The sequence below is a fragment of the Streptomyces sp. NPDC020780 genome (assembly GCF_044334475.1).
Lineage (GTDB): Bacteria > Actinomycetota > Actinomycetes > Streptomycetales > Streptomycetaceae > Streptomyces.
On the sequence record NZ_JBIRTB010000009.1, the window covers coordinates 319,131 to 335,050 of the forward strand.

General features: G+C 74.4%; 14 protein-coding genes and 1 pseudogene. 14 read left to right on the forward strand and 1 reads right to left on the reverse strand.

The genetic code is table 11. From position 1 onward, the window contains the following. Positions 1–62: 62 nt before the first annotated feature. The 3 genes and pseudogenes from ACH4VO_RS19960 (at position 63) to ACH4VO_RS19970 (ending at position 5,715) form a co-directional block, all read left to right on the forward strand. Complete coding sequence (locus ACH4VO_RS19960) at positions 63–998, forward strand: alpha/beta hydrolase (protein WP_360996090.1); 936 nt, start codon at positions 63–65, stop codon at positions 996–998. 372 nt (positions 999–1,370) lie between these two features. Further along, positions 1,371–4,118, forward strand: coding sequence for a LuxR family transcriptional regulator (locus tag ACH4VO_RS19965; protein WP_360996093.1), 2,748 nt, complete (start codon positions 1,371–1,373; stop codon positions 4,116–4,118). A 224-nt stretch (positions 4,119–4,342) separates the two neighbouring features. Then, positions 4,343–5,715: pseudogene (locus ACH4VO_RS19970) on the forward strand (PucR family transcriptional regulator). Positions 5,716–5,832: 117 nt separating this feature from the next. On the opposite strand, the gene ACH4VO_RS19975 reads toward ACH4VO_RS19970, so the two are convergent. Continuing rightward, on the reverse strand, positions 5,833–6,465 hold the full coding sequence (locus ACH4VO_RS19975) for a TIGR03085 family metal-binding protein (RefSeq protein ID WP_360996096.1): 633 nt from the start codon (positions 6,463–6,465) through the stop codon (positions 5,833–5,835). Between the two features lie 84 nt (positions 6,466–6,549). Here ACH4VO_RS19975 and hisI point away from each other — a divergent pair, with 84 nt between their 5' ends. From hisI to lgt, 11 genes are all read left to right on the forward strand, one after another. Further along, positions 6,550–6,930: a phosphoribosyl-AMP cyclohydrolase gene (hisI, locus tag ACH4VO_RS19980; protein ID WP_360996099.1), complete on the forward strand. Its 381-nt coding sequence runs from the start codon at positions 6,550–6,552 to the stop codon at positions 6,928–6,930. Between the two features lie 11 nt (positions 6,931–6,941). Further along, on the forward strand, positions 6,942–8,435 hold the full coding sequence (locus ACH4VO_RS19985) for an anthranilate synthase component I (protein ID WP_360996103.1): 1,494 nt from the start codon (positions 6,942–6,944) through the stop codon (positions 8,433–8,435). 42 nt (positions 8,436–8,477) lie between these two features. Further along, positions 8,478–9,143, forward strand: coding sequence for a TIGR02234 family membrane protein (locus ACH4VO_RS19990; RefSeq protein WP_360996105.1), 666 nt, complete (start codon positions 8,478–8,480; stop codon positions 9,141–9,143). 139 nt (positions 9,144–9,282) lie between these two features. After that, positions 9,283–9,534 carry an HGxxPAAW family protein gene (locus ACH4VO_RS19995; protein ID WP_360996108.1) on the forward strand — a complete coding sequence of 84 codons (252 nt, stop codon included), beginning with the start codon at positions 9,283–9,285 and terminating at the stop codon, positions 9,532–9,534. A 79-nt stretch (positions 9,535–9,613) separates the two neighbouring features. Continuing rightward, positions 9,614–10,132 (forward strand): DUF2752 domain-containing protein, encoded by a 519-nt coding sequence (locus ACH4VO_RS20000; protein WP_398441067.1) that lies wholly within the window; start codon positions 9,614–9,616, stop codon positions 10,130–10,132. Positions 10,133–10,247: 115 nt separating this feature from the next. Next, the gene (gene trpC / locus ACH4VO_RS20005; RefSeq protein WP_360996110.1) at positions 10,248–11,057 is read left to right on the forward strand and encodes an indole-3-glycerol phosphate synthase TrpC; all 810 of its coding nucleotides are present in this window, start codon (positions 10,248–10,250) and stop codon (positions 11,055–11,057) included. A 9-nt stretch (positions 11,058–11,066) separates the two neighbouring features. Next, complete coding sequence (trpM, locus tag ACH4VO_RS20010; RefSeq protein ID WP_360996112.1) at positions 11,067–11,282, forward strand: tryptophan biosynthesis modulator TrpM; 216 nt, start codon at positions 11,067–11,069, stop codon at positions 11,280–11,282. 148 nt (positions 11,283–11,430) lie between these two features. Beyond that, complete coding sequence (trpB, locus tag ACH4VO_RS20015) at positions 11,431–12,699, forward strand: tryptophan synthase subunit beta (protein ID WP_360996115.1); 1,269 nt, start codon at positions 11,431–11,433, stop codon at positions 12,697–12,699. Then, positions 12,696–13,523: a tryptophan synthase subunit alpha gene (trpA, locus tag ACH4VO_RS20020; protein WP_360996119.1), complete on the forward strand. Its 828-nt coding sequence runs from the start codon at positions 12,696–12,698 to the stop codon at positions 13,521–13,523. The genes trpB and trpA overlap by 4 nt, the downstream gene beginning before the upstream one ends. A 75-nt stretch (positions 13,524–13,598) precedes the next feature. Further along, on the forward strand, positions 13,599–14,423 hold the full coding sequence (locus ACH4VO_RS20025) for a thioredoxin domain-containing protein (RefSeq protein ID WP_360996122.1): 825 nt from the start codon (positions 13,599–13,601) through the stop codon (positions 14,421–14,423). A gap of 96 nt (positions 14,424–14,519) precedes the next feature. Further along, the gene (lgt, locus tag ACH4VO_RS20030; RefSeq protein WP_360996125.1) at positions 14,520–15,515 is read left to right on the forward strand and encodes a prolipoprotein diacylglyceryl transferase; all 996 of its coding nucleotides are present in this window, start codon (positions 14,520–14,522) and stop codon (positions 15,513–15,515) included. Positions 15,516–15,920: the final 405 nt, after the last annotated feature.

The following is a 15,920-nucleotide window of genomic DNA, read 5'->3' on the forward strand; positions in this document are numbered from 1 at the left end:
GCGGCCTGGGGGGCGAGGGCTGCCGCGGTCGTGGTTCCGCCACGACCGAGAGGACCCCCCTCGTGCAGCAGCACCTCCCCTCCGGCGACACCTCCCCCCGCCGCTCCCGCTTGTCCACGGGCCGCTCCCGCACCGTCAAGGGGGCGTTGGCCGCGGCCGCCGCCACCGCCGGTCTGCTCACCGCGCTGATCCCGGGAGGCGCCCAGGCCGCCGACAACCCGTACGAGCGCGGTCCGGCGCCGAGCAATTCCAGTATCGAGGCGTCCCGCGGTCCGTACGCCGTGTCGGAGACCTCGGTCTCCTCGCTGCGGGTCAGCGGCTTCGGCGGCGGCACGATCTACTACCCGACCTCCACAGCGGACGGCACCTTCGGCGCGATCGCCATCTCCCCCGGCTTCACCGCCTACCAGTCGAGCATCGCCTGGCTCGGCCCGCGGCTCGCCTCACAGGGCTTCGTCGTCTTCACCATCGACACCAACACCACGGTGGACCAGCCCGCCAGCCGGGGCGACCAACTCCTCGCCGCGCTGGACTACCTGACCGAGGAAAGCTCGGTGCGCGGCCGGATCGACACGTCCCGGCTGGGCGTGATGGGCCACTCCATGGGCGGCGGCGGCACCCTCGAAGCCGCGAAGGACCGGCCCTCCCTGCAGGCGGCGATACCGCTGACCGGCTGGAACACCGACAAGACCTGGCCGGAGCTGAAGACCCCGACGCTGGTCGTCGGCGCGGACGGCGACACGATCGCCCCCGTCGCCACGCACTCCAGCCCGTTCTACAACTCCCTGCCCAGCTCGCTGGACAAGGCGTACCTGGAACTGCGGGGAGCCACGCACTTCACCCCCAACTCCTCCAACACCACGATCGCCAAGTACAGCATTTCGTGGCTGAAGCGCTTCATCGACAACGACACCCGCTACGAGCAGTTCCTCTGCCCGATCCCGTCGGCGAGCCTGACGATCGCGGAGTACCGGGGCAACTGCCCGCACACCTCGTAACCCGGGGGACGGGGGCCGGACCGCTCGGGCGGTCCGGCCCTGCGGTGCGCCCGGGGAGGGCGGCGTACGGGCTCACGGCTCCAGGCCCGGTCACCGCCGGACCGGGCCGCCCGGTGGCGGCGCCTTCGGCCACCCCCGGGCCTCACGGGCGCGGGTGGACACCGGTTGTCGGCCCCGGACCATGACGTGACGTCAGGTCTGCGGGCCCCCTGCGCGGAGGTCACCGGCGCCACGCGGCCGACCCGGTCCGGACTGTGCCCGCGCACAGCCAGGGCGGCCCCGCGTTGGGAGCCGGCACCGTACCGCGACCCCCCGCCGGACGGTGCGGAGGTCAACCTTCCGGCACTGTTCACGGATCAGTATCGTGAGAGCGTGACCCCATCGACGACCGTGCACAGTCCGCTCCGGCTGTACGGCCGCAGCGGTGAACTCGCCGTCCTGGAAACCCTGTTGTGCCGGCTGTGGCAGGGGGACGGCGGAGCGCTCGTACTGACCTCCCCGCCCGGCCTCGGGCGCACCGCCCTGCTGCGCGAGGCGGTCACCGGCCACCGCGACGGACGCGACGGAACCGTCCTGTACGCCGCCGCGGCCCCCGTCGAACAACGGCTGCCCTACAGCGGACTGCACGCCCTGCTCTGTTCCGCACCCGGCCCGCTGCCCGTCGCACCCGACCGGGTCCTGCGCTCCGGCATCACCCCCGACGGCCTCCTCGGCCTGCTGAAGGACATGGGCGCCCAGCGGCCCCTGCTGGTCTGCGTGGACGACGCACACGACTGGGACCCCGACTCCCGGGCCGCGCTCGGCTTCGCCGCCCGCAGACTGGGCACCGGCAGCCGGGTCGCCGTGGTGATCGGCGCCGCCGACGAGACGAGCTTCACCGGACTGCCCGTGTTGCGCCTCACGCCCCTGGACGGCGACGCGTCGGCCGCGCTCCTGGACCGGCTCACCGCCGGCGGTGAGGTCGACCCTGTCGTACGCGGCGAACTCCTGCGTGAGGCGGCCGGGAACCCGCGGCTCCTGGCCGGGCTCGCCGGCCGCCTCACCCCCGACCAGCTCGCCGGCCGCACCGCGCTGCCGTATCCGCTGCCCGGGGCCGAGAGCGTCCTCGACGCCCACGCCGCCCACCTCGACGGGCTCCCGCCGGACACCCACACCCTGCTCCTGCTGGCCGCGGCAGCCGAGGAGCACGAACCGGAGGGGGCCGGCACGGACGCGGCCCTGCTCCTGCGGGCCGGGGCGCGCGCAGGGCTCGCCACCGCCCACCTCGACCGGGTCCTGTCCGCCCCCGCCGGGACCGCGGGCGCCCTCCGGCGCGCGGGCGGCCGGGTGCACTTCAGCCACCCGCTGCTGCGCCGTGCGGTCCTGCACCGGGCCCCGCCCGGGCGGCGCAGGGCCGCACACGAACTGCTCGCAGCCCTGCTCACCGGCCGCGGCGCACCCCCGCTGCCCGCCCTCGTCCAGCGGGCCTGCGCCGCACCGGGGCCGGACGCCGCCCTCGCAGGGCAGCTGGAGGCGGCGGCCCTCGCCCCCCGCCCGCACACCGAGCGGTCCGCCGCGCTGGCCCACGCCGCCGCGCTCTCCACCGACGACGTACAGCGCGCCGCACGCTTCACCGCGGCGGCCGACCACGCCCGGCTCGCCGGCGACCCCGGCCGGGCCCGCGCCCTGCTCGCCCGGGCCGGCGCCCACACCGCGGGGGGCGTCGCACCGTACGTACGCGGCATGCTCACCCTCGGCGACGGACCCGCCGCGGACGCCCGCGAGGCCCTGCTGGCCGCGGCCGCACTGCTCGCCCCGCACGACCCGCGACGCGCCCTGGAGGCCCTGTTCGGCGCGGCGGATGCCGCCTGGGACCTGGGGGACGCCATCGCCTACCTGGACGCCATGACCCGTATCCCGGTCGCCGCGGCCGACCGGGCCATGGCCCGGTACCGGGCCGGCATGTGCGCCGTGCTCGGCGGCCGCACCGACCGCGGGCACGCCCTCCTGCGGTCCTGCCTGGACCGGTCCGACCGGGCCGAGGACCCGGGCGAACTCCTCCGCGCGGGCGTCGCGGCCCTGGTGCTCGGCGAGGTCGACGCGGCCTGCCGGACCGGTGCCCGGGCCCTGGCCGCCGTACGCACCCGGGGGCCGGACGCCCTGCTGCCGCGCGCCCTCGAACGGCTGGCCTACGCCGAACTGCGCGTCGGCCGCCACGCGCGGGCGCGGGCCCACGCTTTGGAGGGACTGCACGCCGCCCGGCGCACCGGGCAGCCCAACGCGGCCACCCATCTGCACGCCGTGCTGGCCCTCGCCGCCTCCGTGGAAGGGCCCGCCGAAGCCTGCGCCGCCCATGCCGAGGCGGCGCTCTCGGGCGCCGGACCGCACGGCCTGACGCAGGCGGCGACGCTCGCCACCTGGGCGGTCGCCCGCGCGGACCTGGCGGCCGGCCGGCCCGGTGAGGCGGCCGTCCGGCTCGGGCCGCTCGTGCGGCCCGGGCCGAGGACGGGGCACTTCGCCACCCGGCTGCTGGCCGTGCCCTGCTACGTCGAGGCGGTGGTGCTCTCCGGCCGCGCTGACCAGGAGCCGGCCGAACTCGACCACGCCGTAGCGGAGTTCGCACTGTGGACCGCCCGGACCACCGACCCCCAGGTACCCGCTCAGCTGGCCCGCTGCCGTGCACTGCTGGCGCCGCCCGAGGAGGCCGCGGCGCGGTACGAGGAGGCCCTGAGCCACCACGACCGCGCCGGGGGCGACTTCGAGCGTGCCCGCACGCAGCTGCTCCACGGCCAGTCCCTGCGCCGGCGGCGCCGCCCGAGGGAGGCCCGCGGCCCGCTGCGCGACGCGCTCGTCGCGTTCGAACGCTGCTCGGCCCGCGTATGGGCCGACCGGGCCGGGGGTGAACTGCGGGCGGCGGGAGAGGCGGTGGACGTGCCGGACCAGGGCGGCGGGGACCCGCTGGCCGGGCTGACCCCGCAGCAGCAGCGGATCGCGCGCTGCGTGGCCGAGGGCGCCACCAACCGTGAGGTGGCGGTGCGGCTCTCGGTGAGCCCGCGGACCGTCGACCACCACCTGCGCAACGTCTTCGCCGCGCTGGGCGTCCGGTCCCGGACCGAACTCGCCCGGCTGCTGGACCGGTAGGGCCCCTGCCCCGTCGGGTGGACGTCCGGGCCGCCCGTGACGCCGCCGCGTGAGGGGGTGGTTGCAGGACCGTGATGACAAGAACGACGCAGACCCCTAGGTACCGACCGGGCGGTATGCCATTCTGCGGTCGTCAGGATCATTCGGTGTGCGCCTGCCCGACGCCGGGCCGGGCGCACCGGGTCGGAGTGTCCGGAGCCGGCCGATTCCCGGTGGAGGCCGCCATGCCGCAGGTCGTACGTTCACGGATCAGGGCGCTGCACGGGCCGCCCCCCGCCGCACCGCTGCCGCGCCGCTTCACGTCCCTGGCCGACCGCGAGGCCGTCGCCGTACTCCACCGTGCGGCCCGGGTGCTGCTGGAAGGGCTGCCGGAGCTCACGGACCGGCTCGTCGAGGCCCTGCGGGAGCAGGAGCCCGGCTACCGCACGGCGATCGAGACGGAGCCCGCCGAGATCTGGCAGGAGGTCCACCACTCGCTGCGGCACAACGTCGCCTCCCTGATCCAGCCCCGGGAGTAACGTGACGCCGCCCACCGCACCTCCCGGTGGATCGGCGGGACGCGCGCCGAACAGGGTGTACCGCTCGACGCCGTCCTGCACGCCTTCCGGATGGGCGGGGCGATGGTGTGGCAGGACCTGGTCGACGAGACCGCCCGGCGCCACCCGGAGGACGTCCGGCTGCTGGTCCACGTCGCGGCGGACGTCTGGAACTTCGTCGACGTGCACTGCGGGGTGGTGGCCGAGGCCTATCGGCAGGCCGAGCGCCGGCTCGTCTGGCGCCGTGAGAACCGGCAGTGCCTGATGACGGCGGCCCTGCTGGACGGCACCGCCCGCATCGCGGACCTGCCGGACGCGGCTGCGATGCTCGGGCTCCCCGTCCAGGGCCGGTACGCGGTGCTGGCCGTGGCCACCGGCCGCCGGGTCCCGCACGGTGCGGGCCGGCACCCCCGCCGCTGGACCTCGCGGCGGGGGTGCCGGCCCTCTGGCACGCGGGGAACGGCACGGAGTTGGCGATCCTGCCGCTGGGGGCGGGCGACGGGGGCTCGGAACCCCCGTGCGCGAGGGACACCGGTGCGGGGGCCCCGCCGACGGCCGACGCGGCCGGGGCGGCGGCCGGTCCGCCCGGGCGGGGCGAACTCGCCGCGGTGGCCGCCGGGCTGACGGCTCCGCCCGGCACCAGGACCGGCATCAGCTCGGTGGTCGAGGGGCTCGCCTCGGTCGGTGACGCCCGGCGCCTCGCCGAGACCGCGTTGCGGGCGTGCCCGGCGTCCGGGGGTACCGTCCTGCTGGACGAGCACCTGCCGGCCGCCCTCGTCGTCTCCTCGCCCGCGCTCGGCACGGCGCTCGCCGACCGGGTCCTCGGCCCGCTCGGACGGCTCGACCCGGCGGACCAGGACGTGCTCATCGAGACACTGACCGCTTGGCTCGACTCGGACGGGTCCGCGCAGCGGGCGGGGGCGCGGCTGTACTGCCACCGCAACACCGTGCTGAACAGGCTGCGGCGGTTCGAGCAGCTGACGGGCCGCTGCCTGACGCGACCCTCGGACGCGGTCGAGGTGTCCCTCGCGCTGGCGGCCCGTCGGCTGCTGGTGGGCTGAACGGGTCGCGGGCCCCGCAGGCGGGAGGCCGTACCCCGGCCCCGCCGACCGGCCCGCACCCGGCCCCGCAGTAACGCGGCGCGGTACGCGGCCGCCGGTCCGGGGGCGGCGGGCAGGTCACAGGCCGAGTTCGGCCGTCCGGAGCCGGGCCAGCGCGTCCTTGTCTCCGTCCAGTTCGACCCGGGCGGCGTCCTGGCGCCCCGCGGCGAACAGCAGCAGCTCACCCGGCTCCCCGGTGACCGTCACCACCGGGGTGCCCTTGTGGGCCACCACCGTCTGGCCGTCCGGGCGGCGCAGCACCAGACCCACCGGTGCCCGGCGGCCCATGATCCGGGCCGTCTTCTCGGTGCGCGACCACAGCGTGTCGGCGAAGACCGGGTCCAGGTCGCGCCGCGACCAGTCGGGCTGGGCGCGGCGCACGTCCTCCGCGTGGAGGTAGAACTCGACGGTGTTCGCCGCCTCGTCCAGCTGCTTCAGGCCGAAGGGCGACATCCGGGGCGGGCCCGTGCGGATGAGCTGGAGCAGTTCCTCGTACGGCTTCGCGGCGAACTCGGCCTGCACGCGCTCCAGCCGGTTCTTCAGCGCGCCCAGCACGAGGCCGCCCGCCGCGTCCGCCCGGCGCTCGCGTACGACGACGTGGGCGGCCAGGTCACGGGTTTTCCAGCCGTTGCACAGGGTCGGGGCCTCGGGGCCCGCCGCTTCCAACAGGTCGGCGAGCAGAAGACGTTCACGCTTGGCATGGGTCGACATGCCCGCCAGCGTACGGCCGCCGCCCGCGGTCCGCCCAGTGGACGCGCGCCCGGAGGGCTCCGCCCGGCGCGGCACAATGGGCGCATGACCAGCACGCCCGGCCCCGCGCCCGCCAGCAGTCTCGACCCGGCCATCGCGGCCCGCCTCAAGCGCGGCCCCGACGGCCTGATCCCCGCAATCGCACAGCAGTACGACACGGGGGAGGTGCTGATGCTCGGCTGGATGGACGACGAGGCCCTGCACCGTACGCTCACCACGGGCCGCTGCACCTACTGGTCCCGCAGCCGCCAGGAGTACTGGGTCAAGGGGGACACCTCCGGCCACGTCCAGCGGGTCAGGTCGGTCGCCCTGGACTGCGACGCCGACACCGTCCTGGTGAGGGTCGACCAGACCGGCGCCGCCTGCCACACCGGCGACCGCACCTGCTTCGACGCGGACGTCCTCCCGCTCGCCCCGTCCCAGTAAGGTCATCCGCCATGGATCTCGAGACGTTCCGCAAGCTCGCCGTCGACCGGCGCGTCATCCCCGTCAGCCGCCGCCTGCTCGCCGACGGTGACACCCCGGTCGGGCTCTACCGCAAGCTCGCGGCCGAGCGCACCGGTACGTTCCTCCTCGAGTCCGCGGAGAACGGCCGCACCTGGTCCCGCTACTCGTTCATCGGGGTACGCAGCGCCGCCACGCTCACCGCCCGCGACGGCCGGGCCCACTGGATCGGCACCCCACCCGTCGGCGTCCCCCGCGAGGGCGATCCGCTGCAGGCCCTGCGCGCCACCGTCGAGACCCTGCACACCCCGCGCGACCTGGTCGCCGACGAGGGACTGCCGCCCTTCACCGGAGGCATGGTCGGCTACCTCGGATACGACGTCGTACGCCGGCTGGAGAAGATCACCGAGCACGGCGGCGACGACCTGAGGCTGCCCGAACTGACGATGCTGCTCACCTCGGACCTCGCCGTGCTCGACCACGGCGACGGCACCGTCCTGCTGATCGCCAACGCGATCAACCACAACGACCTGGACACCGGCGTCGACGAGGCGTACGCCGACGCGGTCGCCCGCCTCGACGCCATGGAGAGGGACCTCTCCCGGTCCGTGGAGAACACCCCCGCCGTCCTGCCGCCCTCCGAACTCCCGCCCTACACCGCCCTGTGGGGCGGCGCGGCCTACCAGGACGCCGTCGAGGAGATCAAGGAGCGGATCAGGGCCGGCGAGGCCTTCCAGGTCGTGCCCTCCCAGCGCTTCGAGACACCGTGCACGGCGAGCGCGCTGGACGTCTACCGGGTCCTGCGCGCCACCAACCCCTCGCCGTACATGTACCTCTTCCGCTTCGACGGCTTCGATGTCGTCGGATCCAGCCCGGAAGCGCTCGTCAAGGTCGAGGACGGCCGGGCCATGGTCCACCCGATCGCCGGGACCAGGCACCGGGGCGCCACCCCGCAGGAGGACCAGGCGCTCGGCGACGAACTCCTCGCCGACCCCAAGGAGCGCGCCGAGCACCTGATGCTGGTCGACCTCGGCCGCAACGACCTCGGACGCGTGTGCGAGCCCGGCAGTGTCGAGGTCGTCGACTTCATGTCGGTCGAGCGGTACTCCCACGTCATGCACATCGTCTCCACCGTCACCGGCCGCGTCGCCGCGGGCCGCAGCGCCTTCGACGTCCTCACCGCCTGCTTCCCGGCGGGCACCCTCTCCGGGGCGCCCAAACCGCGCGCGCTGCAGATCATCGAGGAGCTCGAACCCACCCGCCGCGGCCTGTACGGCGGCTGCGTGGGCTACCTCGACTTCGCCGGGGACTCCGACACGGCCATCGCCATCCGGACGGCCCTGCTGCGCGACGGCACCGCGTACGTGCAGGCGGGAGCGGGTGTCGTCGCCGACTCCGACCCGGTCGGCGAGGACACCGAGTGCCGCAACAAGGCCGCTGCGGTCCTGCGCGCCGTGCACACGGCGAACCGGCTCCGCGTCCCCTGAGACCGCCCCCGACTGCCGGGAGGTCCGAAGCCGTAGGGGATAGTGGAGGACGTGAGTGCTGTCTCCGTACCCCAGCCCCGTGCCCGATCCGCATCCGCTTCCCCGTCCGACAGCGCCGGAAGCCGCCGCAGCCTGGCCGCCGGCCTGATCCTCGGGGCGGCCGGAGCCACCGTCGTCCTCCTCGCCTCCGGCCGGACCTGGGCCGAGGGGGAGGCGTCCGTCGGCGGCGGCACCCTGCCGCTGAGCGCGGACGGCCAGGACGTCACCGGCCTCCCTGCGGCCCTCGCCGTCGTCGGCCTGGCCGCCCTGGTCGCCGTGTTCGCCGTCCGCCGCGGCGGACGGGCGATCGTCGCCGGGCTGCTGGCCCTCAGCGGCCTCGGCGCCGCGGTGAGCGCCTGGGCGGGCGCCTCCGACAGCGCAGCCCTGGACGAGAAGGCCGCACAGAGCACCGGCGACACCGCCGCCACCGTCGAGGCCCTCAGCCACACCGCCTGGCCCTACGTCACGGCCGTCGGCGGAGCGCTGCTCCTGCTCGCCGGGCTCCTCGCCCTGCGGTACGGCAGCCGGTGGCCCGCCATGTCGGGCCGCTACGAACGCGACGGCACCCCGCGACCCCGCCGGGCCGCGCCCGCCGCCCCGGACCCCGACCGGCCCGAGGACCTCTGGAAGGCCCTGGACCGCGGCGAGGACCCGACGCGCGAGGCATGACCCCCACGCTCAGGTCCCACCGGCACGTACGGGACAATGGCAGTGAGCTTTCCGAACAGCGTCACCTCTTGCCGCACAGCGTCACCTTCACCTTCCCGAACAGCGACACCTACAGCGCAACACCAACGAGGAGCAACTCATGGCGGGCAGCAGCCACGGACACACCCCGGCCGCCTGGACCGGTGTCATCATCTCCTTCATCGGCTTCTGCATCGCGGGCCTCTTCATGGTCGCGGCGAACCCGCTCGGCTTCTGGGCCGGTATCGCCGTCGTCCTCCTCGGCGGGGTCGTCGGTCTCGCCATGAAGATGGCCGGTCTCGGCATGCCGAAGGAGTCCAGCGAACTGGCCGAGGCCAGGGCCCGCGCCGGGCAGGCCCAGACCAGCTCCTGAGCACCGTGCCGGCAGACGACACGTGAGGCGCAGCCCGGACGGGGCTGCGCCTTCGCACGTCAGCGGGGACAATCGCCGGGTGGACGCCTCAGCATCTCCCCCCGCCCCCGAGCCCGTACCGCACGCACCGCGGCACCCCGGCCCGCCGCCGGGGACGCCCGCCGGCCACGGGCCCGTGTTTCCCGCGGCCCCCGCGCCGGCCTCCCGGTTCCGGCGGCTCGCCACGCCCACCGGCGTCATGGCCGCCGTCGTCGGCGCCTTCGGCTACGTGGCCACGGTCGACCCCCACGAGCCCGGCCACTACCCGGTCTGCCCCCTGCTCCGCCTCACGGGCCTGCTCTGCCCGGGGTGCGGGGGGCTGCGCAGCGCCTACGACGTCGCCCACGGCGACCTGGCCGCGGCCCTCGGCTCCAACGCCCTGGCCGTCGTCGGCTACGCCGTGTTCGCTGCCGTCTGGGTGCTCTGGATGATCCGGGCCGGCCGGGGAGCGCCCCTGCGCATCGGCCTCGCGCCCGCCTACTGGTGGGCCGCGGGGGCGGTCCTGGTCGTCTTCTCCGTCGTCCGGAACCTGCCGGTCGGCGCCGCCCTGGCCCCGTGAGTGCCCAGGTGGTGGGACGTGCGGTCACCGGATGCGGGCCCTCGGGCTTCTGGCGGATACCATCGGAGTGGCTGATCCTGTTCCCTCATCATCCTTCCGGAAGGGGGCCGCTCGCGTGAGTGTGCTCGACGAGATCATCGACGGCGTTCGCGCCGACCTCGCAGAGCGGCAGGCGCGCGTCAGCCTCGACGAGCTCAAGGAGCGCGCGGCCCGCGCTCCCGGGGCCAAGGACGGAGTCGCCGCCCTGCGCGGCGAGGGCGTGACCGTCATCTGCGAGGTCAAGCGCTCCAGCCCCTCCAAGGGGGCCCTGGCCGCCATCGCCGACCCGGCCGCGCTCGCCGCGGACTACGAGGCCGGCGGCGCGTCCGTCATCTCGGTCCTCACCGAGGAGCGCCGCTTCGGCGGCTCGCTCGCGGACCTGGAGGCCGTCCGCGCCAAGGTGGACATCCCGATCCTCCGCAAGGACTTCATCGTCACCTCGTACCAGCTGTGGGAGGCACGGGCCTACGGTGCCGACCTCGCCCTGCTGATCGTCGCCGCCCTCGACCAGGAAGCCCTGGTCTCGCTCATCGAGCGCGCCGAGTCGATCGGCCTCACGCCGCTCGTCGAGGCGCACGACGAGGAGGAGGCGGAGCGTGCCGTGGACGCCGGAGCGAAGGTCATCGGCGTGAACGCGCGCAACCTGAAGGACCTCAAGGTCGACCGGTCCACGTTCGAACGTGTCGCGCCCGAGATCCCCGACCACATCGTCAAGGTGGCCGAGTCGGGTGTGCGCGGCCCGCACGACCTGATCGCCTACGCCAACGCCGGCGCGGACGCCGTGCTCGTCGGCGAGTCGCTGGTCACCGGCCGCGACCCCCGGGCAGCCGTCGCCGACCTCGTCGCCGCCGGCGCCCACCCCGCGCTCCGGCACGGACGGGGCTGACCCCTTCCCATGACCGCCGACCGCCCCGCGTCGCGCATCCGGCCGGGCCTGCGCCCCGCCGGGGCCCCGGCCCGGGACCCGCACGCGCCCCTGGCACGCGGCTGCCGCCCGCGCGGCTGCCGCGCGCCCGCGCGCCGCGTGCACGGCCGGCGGGTGCGGTACGTCATCGGAGACGAACCCGGACAGGTCAACGGCATGCGATGGCGCACGGGGTCCGCGCCGTAGCGAGCCCCGGCCGTCGCAGCGTCCCCCCGGGCACCCGTCCGGAGTGACCGGCACGACCCACCGCACCGACCGTCCCCGGCCGGCGCGGCGCTCCGCCCACGGCGCATACGGTGAACCCACCCGTCGCAAGGCCGAGGAGCATCTCGCAATGTCGTCCGACTTCTTCATCCCGGACCCCGAGGGTCTGATCCCCAGCGCCGAGGGGTACTTCGGCGCGTTCGGTGGCACGTTCATCCCGGAGGCGCTGGTCGCCGCCGTGGACGAGGTGGCCGTCGAATACGCCAAGGCCAAGGCCGACCCCACCTTCGCCGCCGAGCTCAACGCACTCATGGCCGACTACACCGGCCGCCCCAGCGCCCTGACCGAGGTCCCGCGCTTCGCCGAGCACGCCGGTGGCGCCCGGGTCTTCCTCAAGCGGGAGGATCTCAACCACACCGGCTCGCACAAGATCAACAACGTGCTGGGGCAGGCACTCCTCACCAAGCGCATGGGCAAGACCCGGGTCATCGCGGAGACCGGCGCCGGACAGCACGGTGTCGCCACGGCGACCGCCTGCGCCCTCTTCGGGCTCGAGTGCACCATCTACATGGGTGAGATCGACACCGAACGCCAGGCGCTGAACGTCGCGCGCATGCGGATTCTCGGCGCCGAGGTCATCGCCGTGAAGTCCGGCTCGCGGACGCTCAAGGACGCCATCAACGAGGCGTTCCGCGACTGGGTCGCCAACGTGGACCGCACCCACTACCTCTTCGGCACGGTCGCCGGTCCGCACCCTTTCCCCGCCATGGTCCGCGACTTCCACCGCGTGATCGGCGTCGAGGCCCGCCGTCAGCTCCTGGAGCGCACCGGACGGCTCCCCGACGCCGCGGTCGCCTGCGTCGGGGGCGGCTCCAACGCCATCGGCCTCTTCCACGCCTTCATCCCGGACGCGGGTGTCCGGCTCGTCGGCTGCGAGCCCGCCGGACACGGCGTCGAGACCGGCGAGCACGCCGCGACCCTCACCGCCGGCGAACCCGGCATCCTGCACGGCTCCCGCTCCTACGTCCTCCAGGACGACGAGGGCCAGATCACCGAGCCGTACTCGATCTCGGCCGGCCTCGACTACCCGGGCATCGGCCCGGAGCACGCCTACCTCAAGGACAGCGGCCGCGGTGAGTACCGCGCGGTGACCGACGACGCCGCCATGCGGGCGCTGCGCCTGCTCTCCCGCACCGAGGGGATCATCCCGGCCATCGAGAGCGCGCACGCGCTGGCCGGCGCGCTGGAGGTCGGGCAGGAGCTCGGCACGGCGGGGCTGATCCTGGTCAACCTGTCCGGCCGCGGCGACAAGGACATGGACACGGCGGCCCGGTACTTCGGGCTGTACGACATCGACGGCGAGGTCGCCGCCGACGCGGAGGGGGAGCCCCAGTCATGACCACCGGTACGCACACCGGCACCATCGGCCTGCTGGGTGAGACCTTCGCACGCGCCCGCGCCGAGGACAGGGCCGCCCTCATCGTCTACCTGCCCGGCGGCTTCCCGACCGTCGACGCCGGCATCGAGGCGATCAAGGCGGCCGTCGCGGGCGGCGCCGACATCATCGAGGTGGGGCTGCCGCACAGCGACCCCGTGCTCGACGGCCCGGTCATCCAGACCGCCGACGACATCGCGCTGCGCGGCGGCGTCAGGATCGCCGACATCATGCGCACGGTCCGCGAGGCGTACGAGGCGACGGGCGCACCCATCCTCGTCATGACGTACTGGAACCCCGTCGACCGGTACGGCGTGGAGCGCTTCACCGCCGAGCTCGCCGCGGCGGGAGGCGCCGGGTGCATCCTGCCCGACCTGCCGGTCCAGGAGTCCGCGCTGTGGCGCGAGCACGCCGGGAAGCACGGCCTCGCCACCGTCTTCGTCGTCGCGCCGAGCAGCAAGGACGCGCGTCTCGCCACCATCACGGCGGCGGGCTCCGGCTTCGTCTACGCCTCCTCGCTGATGGGGGTCACCGGCACCCGCGAGTCGGTCGGGGAGCAGGCCCAGGAGCTGGTGGGACGCACCCGTGCCACCACGGACCTCCCGGTCTGCGTCGGTATCGGCGTCTCCACGGCCGAGCACGCCCGGCAGGTCGCGGGCTTCGCCGACGGCGTGATCGTCGGTTCCGCCTTCGTCAAGCGGATGCTCGACGCCCCGGACGAGGTGGCCGGTCTCACCGCCGTCCGTGAGCTGGCGGGCGAACTGGCCGAAGGCGTTCGACAGCGCTGACACCGCTCGTCACCCGTACGGGTGGACCTGGTACCGGGGAGGCGCTCACGTGCCTCCCCGGTTCGTTGGCGCGGTGTGAGCGAGAAGAACGAAGACCGAAAGAGGGCCGCGCGAGACCGGCTCGTCCAGCAGCGTGAGCAGGACCGCGCCCGGCAGCGCCGTCGCCGCACGCTGATCGTCTCCGCCGCGGTGGTGGGGGTCCTGGCGCTCGCCGCCGTGATCGGCCTGATCGCCGCCAACGCGGGCAAGAGCGGCAAGGACAGTCAGGCCGGACCGGCCGTCACCCCGTCCGGGGCGACCGGCAAGGACGGACTCGCCATCCAGGTCGGCGCCGACGACGCGCCGTCCACGCTCACCGTCTGGGAGGACTTCCGCTGTCCGGTCTGTGCCCAGTTCGAGAACGCGTTCCGCAAGACGATCACCGACATGGCGGACAGCGGCCGGATCAAGGTGGAGTACCACCTGGCCACGATCATCGACGGCAATCTCGGCGGTGACGGATCGCTGCGGGCGGGCAACGCGGCGGCCTGCGCCCAGGACGTCGGTAAGTTCGCCCCGTACCACGACGTCCTCTACCGCAACCAGCCCGCCGAGACCGACGACGCCTTCGGTGAGAACAGCAGGCTGATCGAGCTGGCCGGGAAGGTGGAGGGCCTGGACACACCGGCCTTCCGTAGCTGTGTGCAGGACGGGACGCACGACAGCTGGGTGCAGAAGTCCGACAAGGCCTTCGCCGCGGGCGGGTTCCAGGGCACTCCGACCGTCCTGCTGAACGGGGAGCCCGTCTTCCCGAAGAAGGGGAACGAGGAGATCTCCGTCGCCAACCTCGAGAAGTGGGTGACCGAGGCCGACAAGGGCAAGAAACCGGGCACGGTCGGGGCGTCTCCCTCGGCGTCGTAGCCGCCCTCCGGGGGCGCGTCCCGGGGTGCTCGTTACCCAGAAGTTGCCCCGCGGCTTGCCGTACGTCCTGTCCGGCAGGGTAGCGTCGTCCTCGTCATGAACCTTGCCTTCATTCCCAGCCCGTCGACCGGGGTGATCGAGCTCGGCCCGATCCCGCTCCGCGGCTACGCGTTCTGCATCATCATCGGTGTCTTCGTCGCCGTCTGGTTCGGCAACAAGCGCTGGATCGCCAGGGGCGGCCGTGCCGGCACCGTCGCCGACATCGCCGTCTGGGCCGTCCCCTTCGGCCTCGTCGGCGGCAGGCTCTACCACGTCATCACGGACTACCAGCTGTACTTCAGCGACGGTGAGGACTGGGTCGACGCCTTCAAGATCTGGGAGGGCGGACTCGGTATCTGGGGCGCGATCGCGCTCGGCGCGGTCGGTGCCTGGATCGGCTGCCGCCGCCGCGGGATCCCGCTGCCCGCCTGGGCGGACGCGCTGGCACCCGGCATCGCCTTCGCCCAGGCGATCGGCCGCTGGGGCAACTGGTTCAACCAGGAGCTGTACGGCAAGCCGACGGACCTGCCGTGGGCGCTGAAGATCAGTGAGGGCACCAACCGGGTGGCGGGCACCTACCACCCGACGTTCCTGTACGAGTCCCTGTGGTGCGTCGGCGTCGCCCTCCTCGTCATCTGGGCCGACCGCCGCTTCACGCTCGGGCACGGCCGGGCGTTCGCCCTGTACGTCGCGGCCTACTGCACGGGGCGCGCGTGGATCGAGTACATGCGCGTCGACGAGGCCCACCACGTGCTGGGTCTCCGGCTCAACGTGTGGACCGCCGTCATCGTCTTCGTCCTCGCGGTGACGTACATCGTTATCTCGGCGAAGGTGCGCCCGGGCCGCGAGGAGGTCGTCGAACCCTCCGCGGTGGAGGCGGCCGAGGACACGGAGGCGGCCGAGGACAAGGAGGCGGCCGGGGACACGGAGCCGGCCGGGGCCGGCGAGCCGGACACCGAGGAGCCCGGGGCTCAGGCCGAGGCGGACGCCGCCGGGGCGGGGGCGAACAATCCCGAGGCCGACGGGGTTCCGCAGAAGGCCGACAAGAGCTGACGCGCGACGTACCCGAGGAAGGGGCTGCCGGACCACGAGGTCCGGCAGCCCCTTCCGTCGTTCCTGCTCCGGCCGGGCTTCGCCGGCCGGCTTGCCAGGCCTGCGCGGCTGGCGCGGGCGCGCAGGCTTGTGTCGTGGGTGCTGCGCGGGCTGCTTCTGTGGGCCCTGCGTCTGCTTCCGCGGTCGGCCGGGCTCCGGCGTGTTCGAGGGTCCGGCTCCGGCTTCGGTCGTGGGTGCTGCGCGGGCTGCTTCTGTGGGCCATGCGTCTGCTTCCGCGGTCGGCCGGGCTCCGGCGTGTTCGAGGATCCGCGCGGGCTTATGGCGGCGGTCCCGCGCCGGGCCCTTCCGGCGGTATCGCCCCGGCTTCCGGGCGTCGGTCCCGCCCGACGCCTCCGGAGTCCGGAT

Excerpts from the sequence above, each read along its gene's own strand:
- ACH4VO_RS19975 (WP_360996096.1), bottom strand. The coding sequence starts at position 6,465 with ATGTCGACCCATGCCAAGCGTGAACGTCTTCTGCTCGCCGACCTGTTG.
- hisI (WP_360996099.1), top strand. The coding sequence starts at position 6,550 with ATGACCAGCACGCCCGGCCCCGCGCCCGCCAGCAGTCTCGACCCGGCC.
- ACH4VO_RS19985 (WP_360996103.1), top strand. The coding sequence starts at position 6,942 with ATGGATCTCGAGACGTTCCGCAAGCTCGCCGTCGACCGGCGCGTCATC.
- ACH4VO_RS19995 (WP_360996108.1), top strand. The coding sequence starts at position 9,283 with ATGGCGGGCAGCAGCCACGGACACACCCCGGCCGCCTGGACCGGTGTC.
- trpM (WP_360996112.1), top strand. The coding sequence starts at position 11,067 with ATGACCGCCGACCGCCCCGCGTCGCGCATCCGGCCGGGCCTGCGCCCC.
- trpB (WP_360996115.1), top strand. The coding sequence starts at position 11,431 with ATGTCGTCCGACTTCTTCATCCCGGACCCCGAGGGTCTGATCCCCAGC.
- trpA (WP_360996119.1), top strand. The coding sequence starts at position 12,696 with ATGACCACCGGTACGCACACCGGCACCATCGGCCTGCTGGGTGAGACC.
- lgt (WP_360996125.1), top strand. The coding sequence starts at position 14,520 with ATGAACCTTGCCTTCATTCCCAGCCCGTCGACCGGGGTGATCGAGCTC.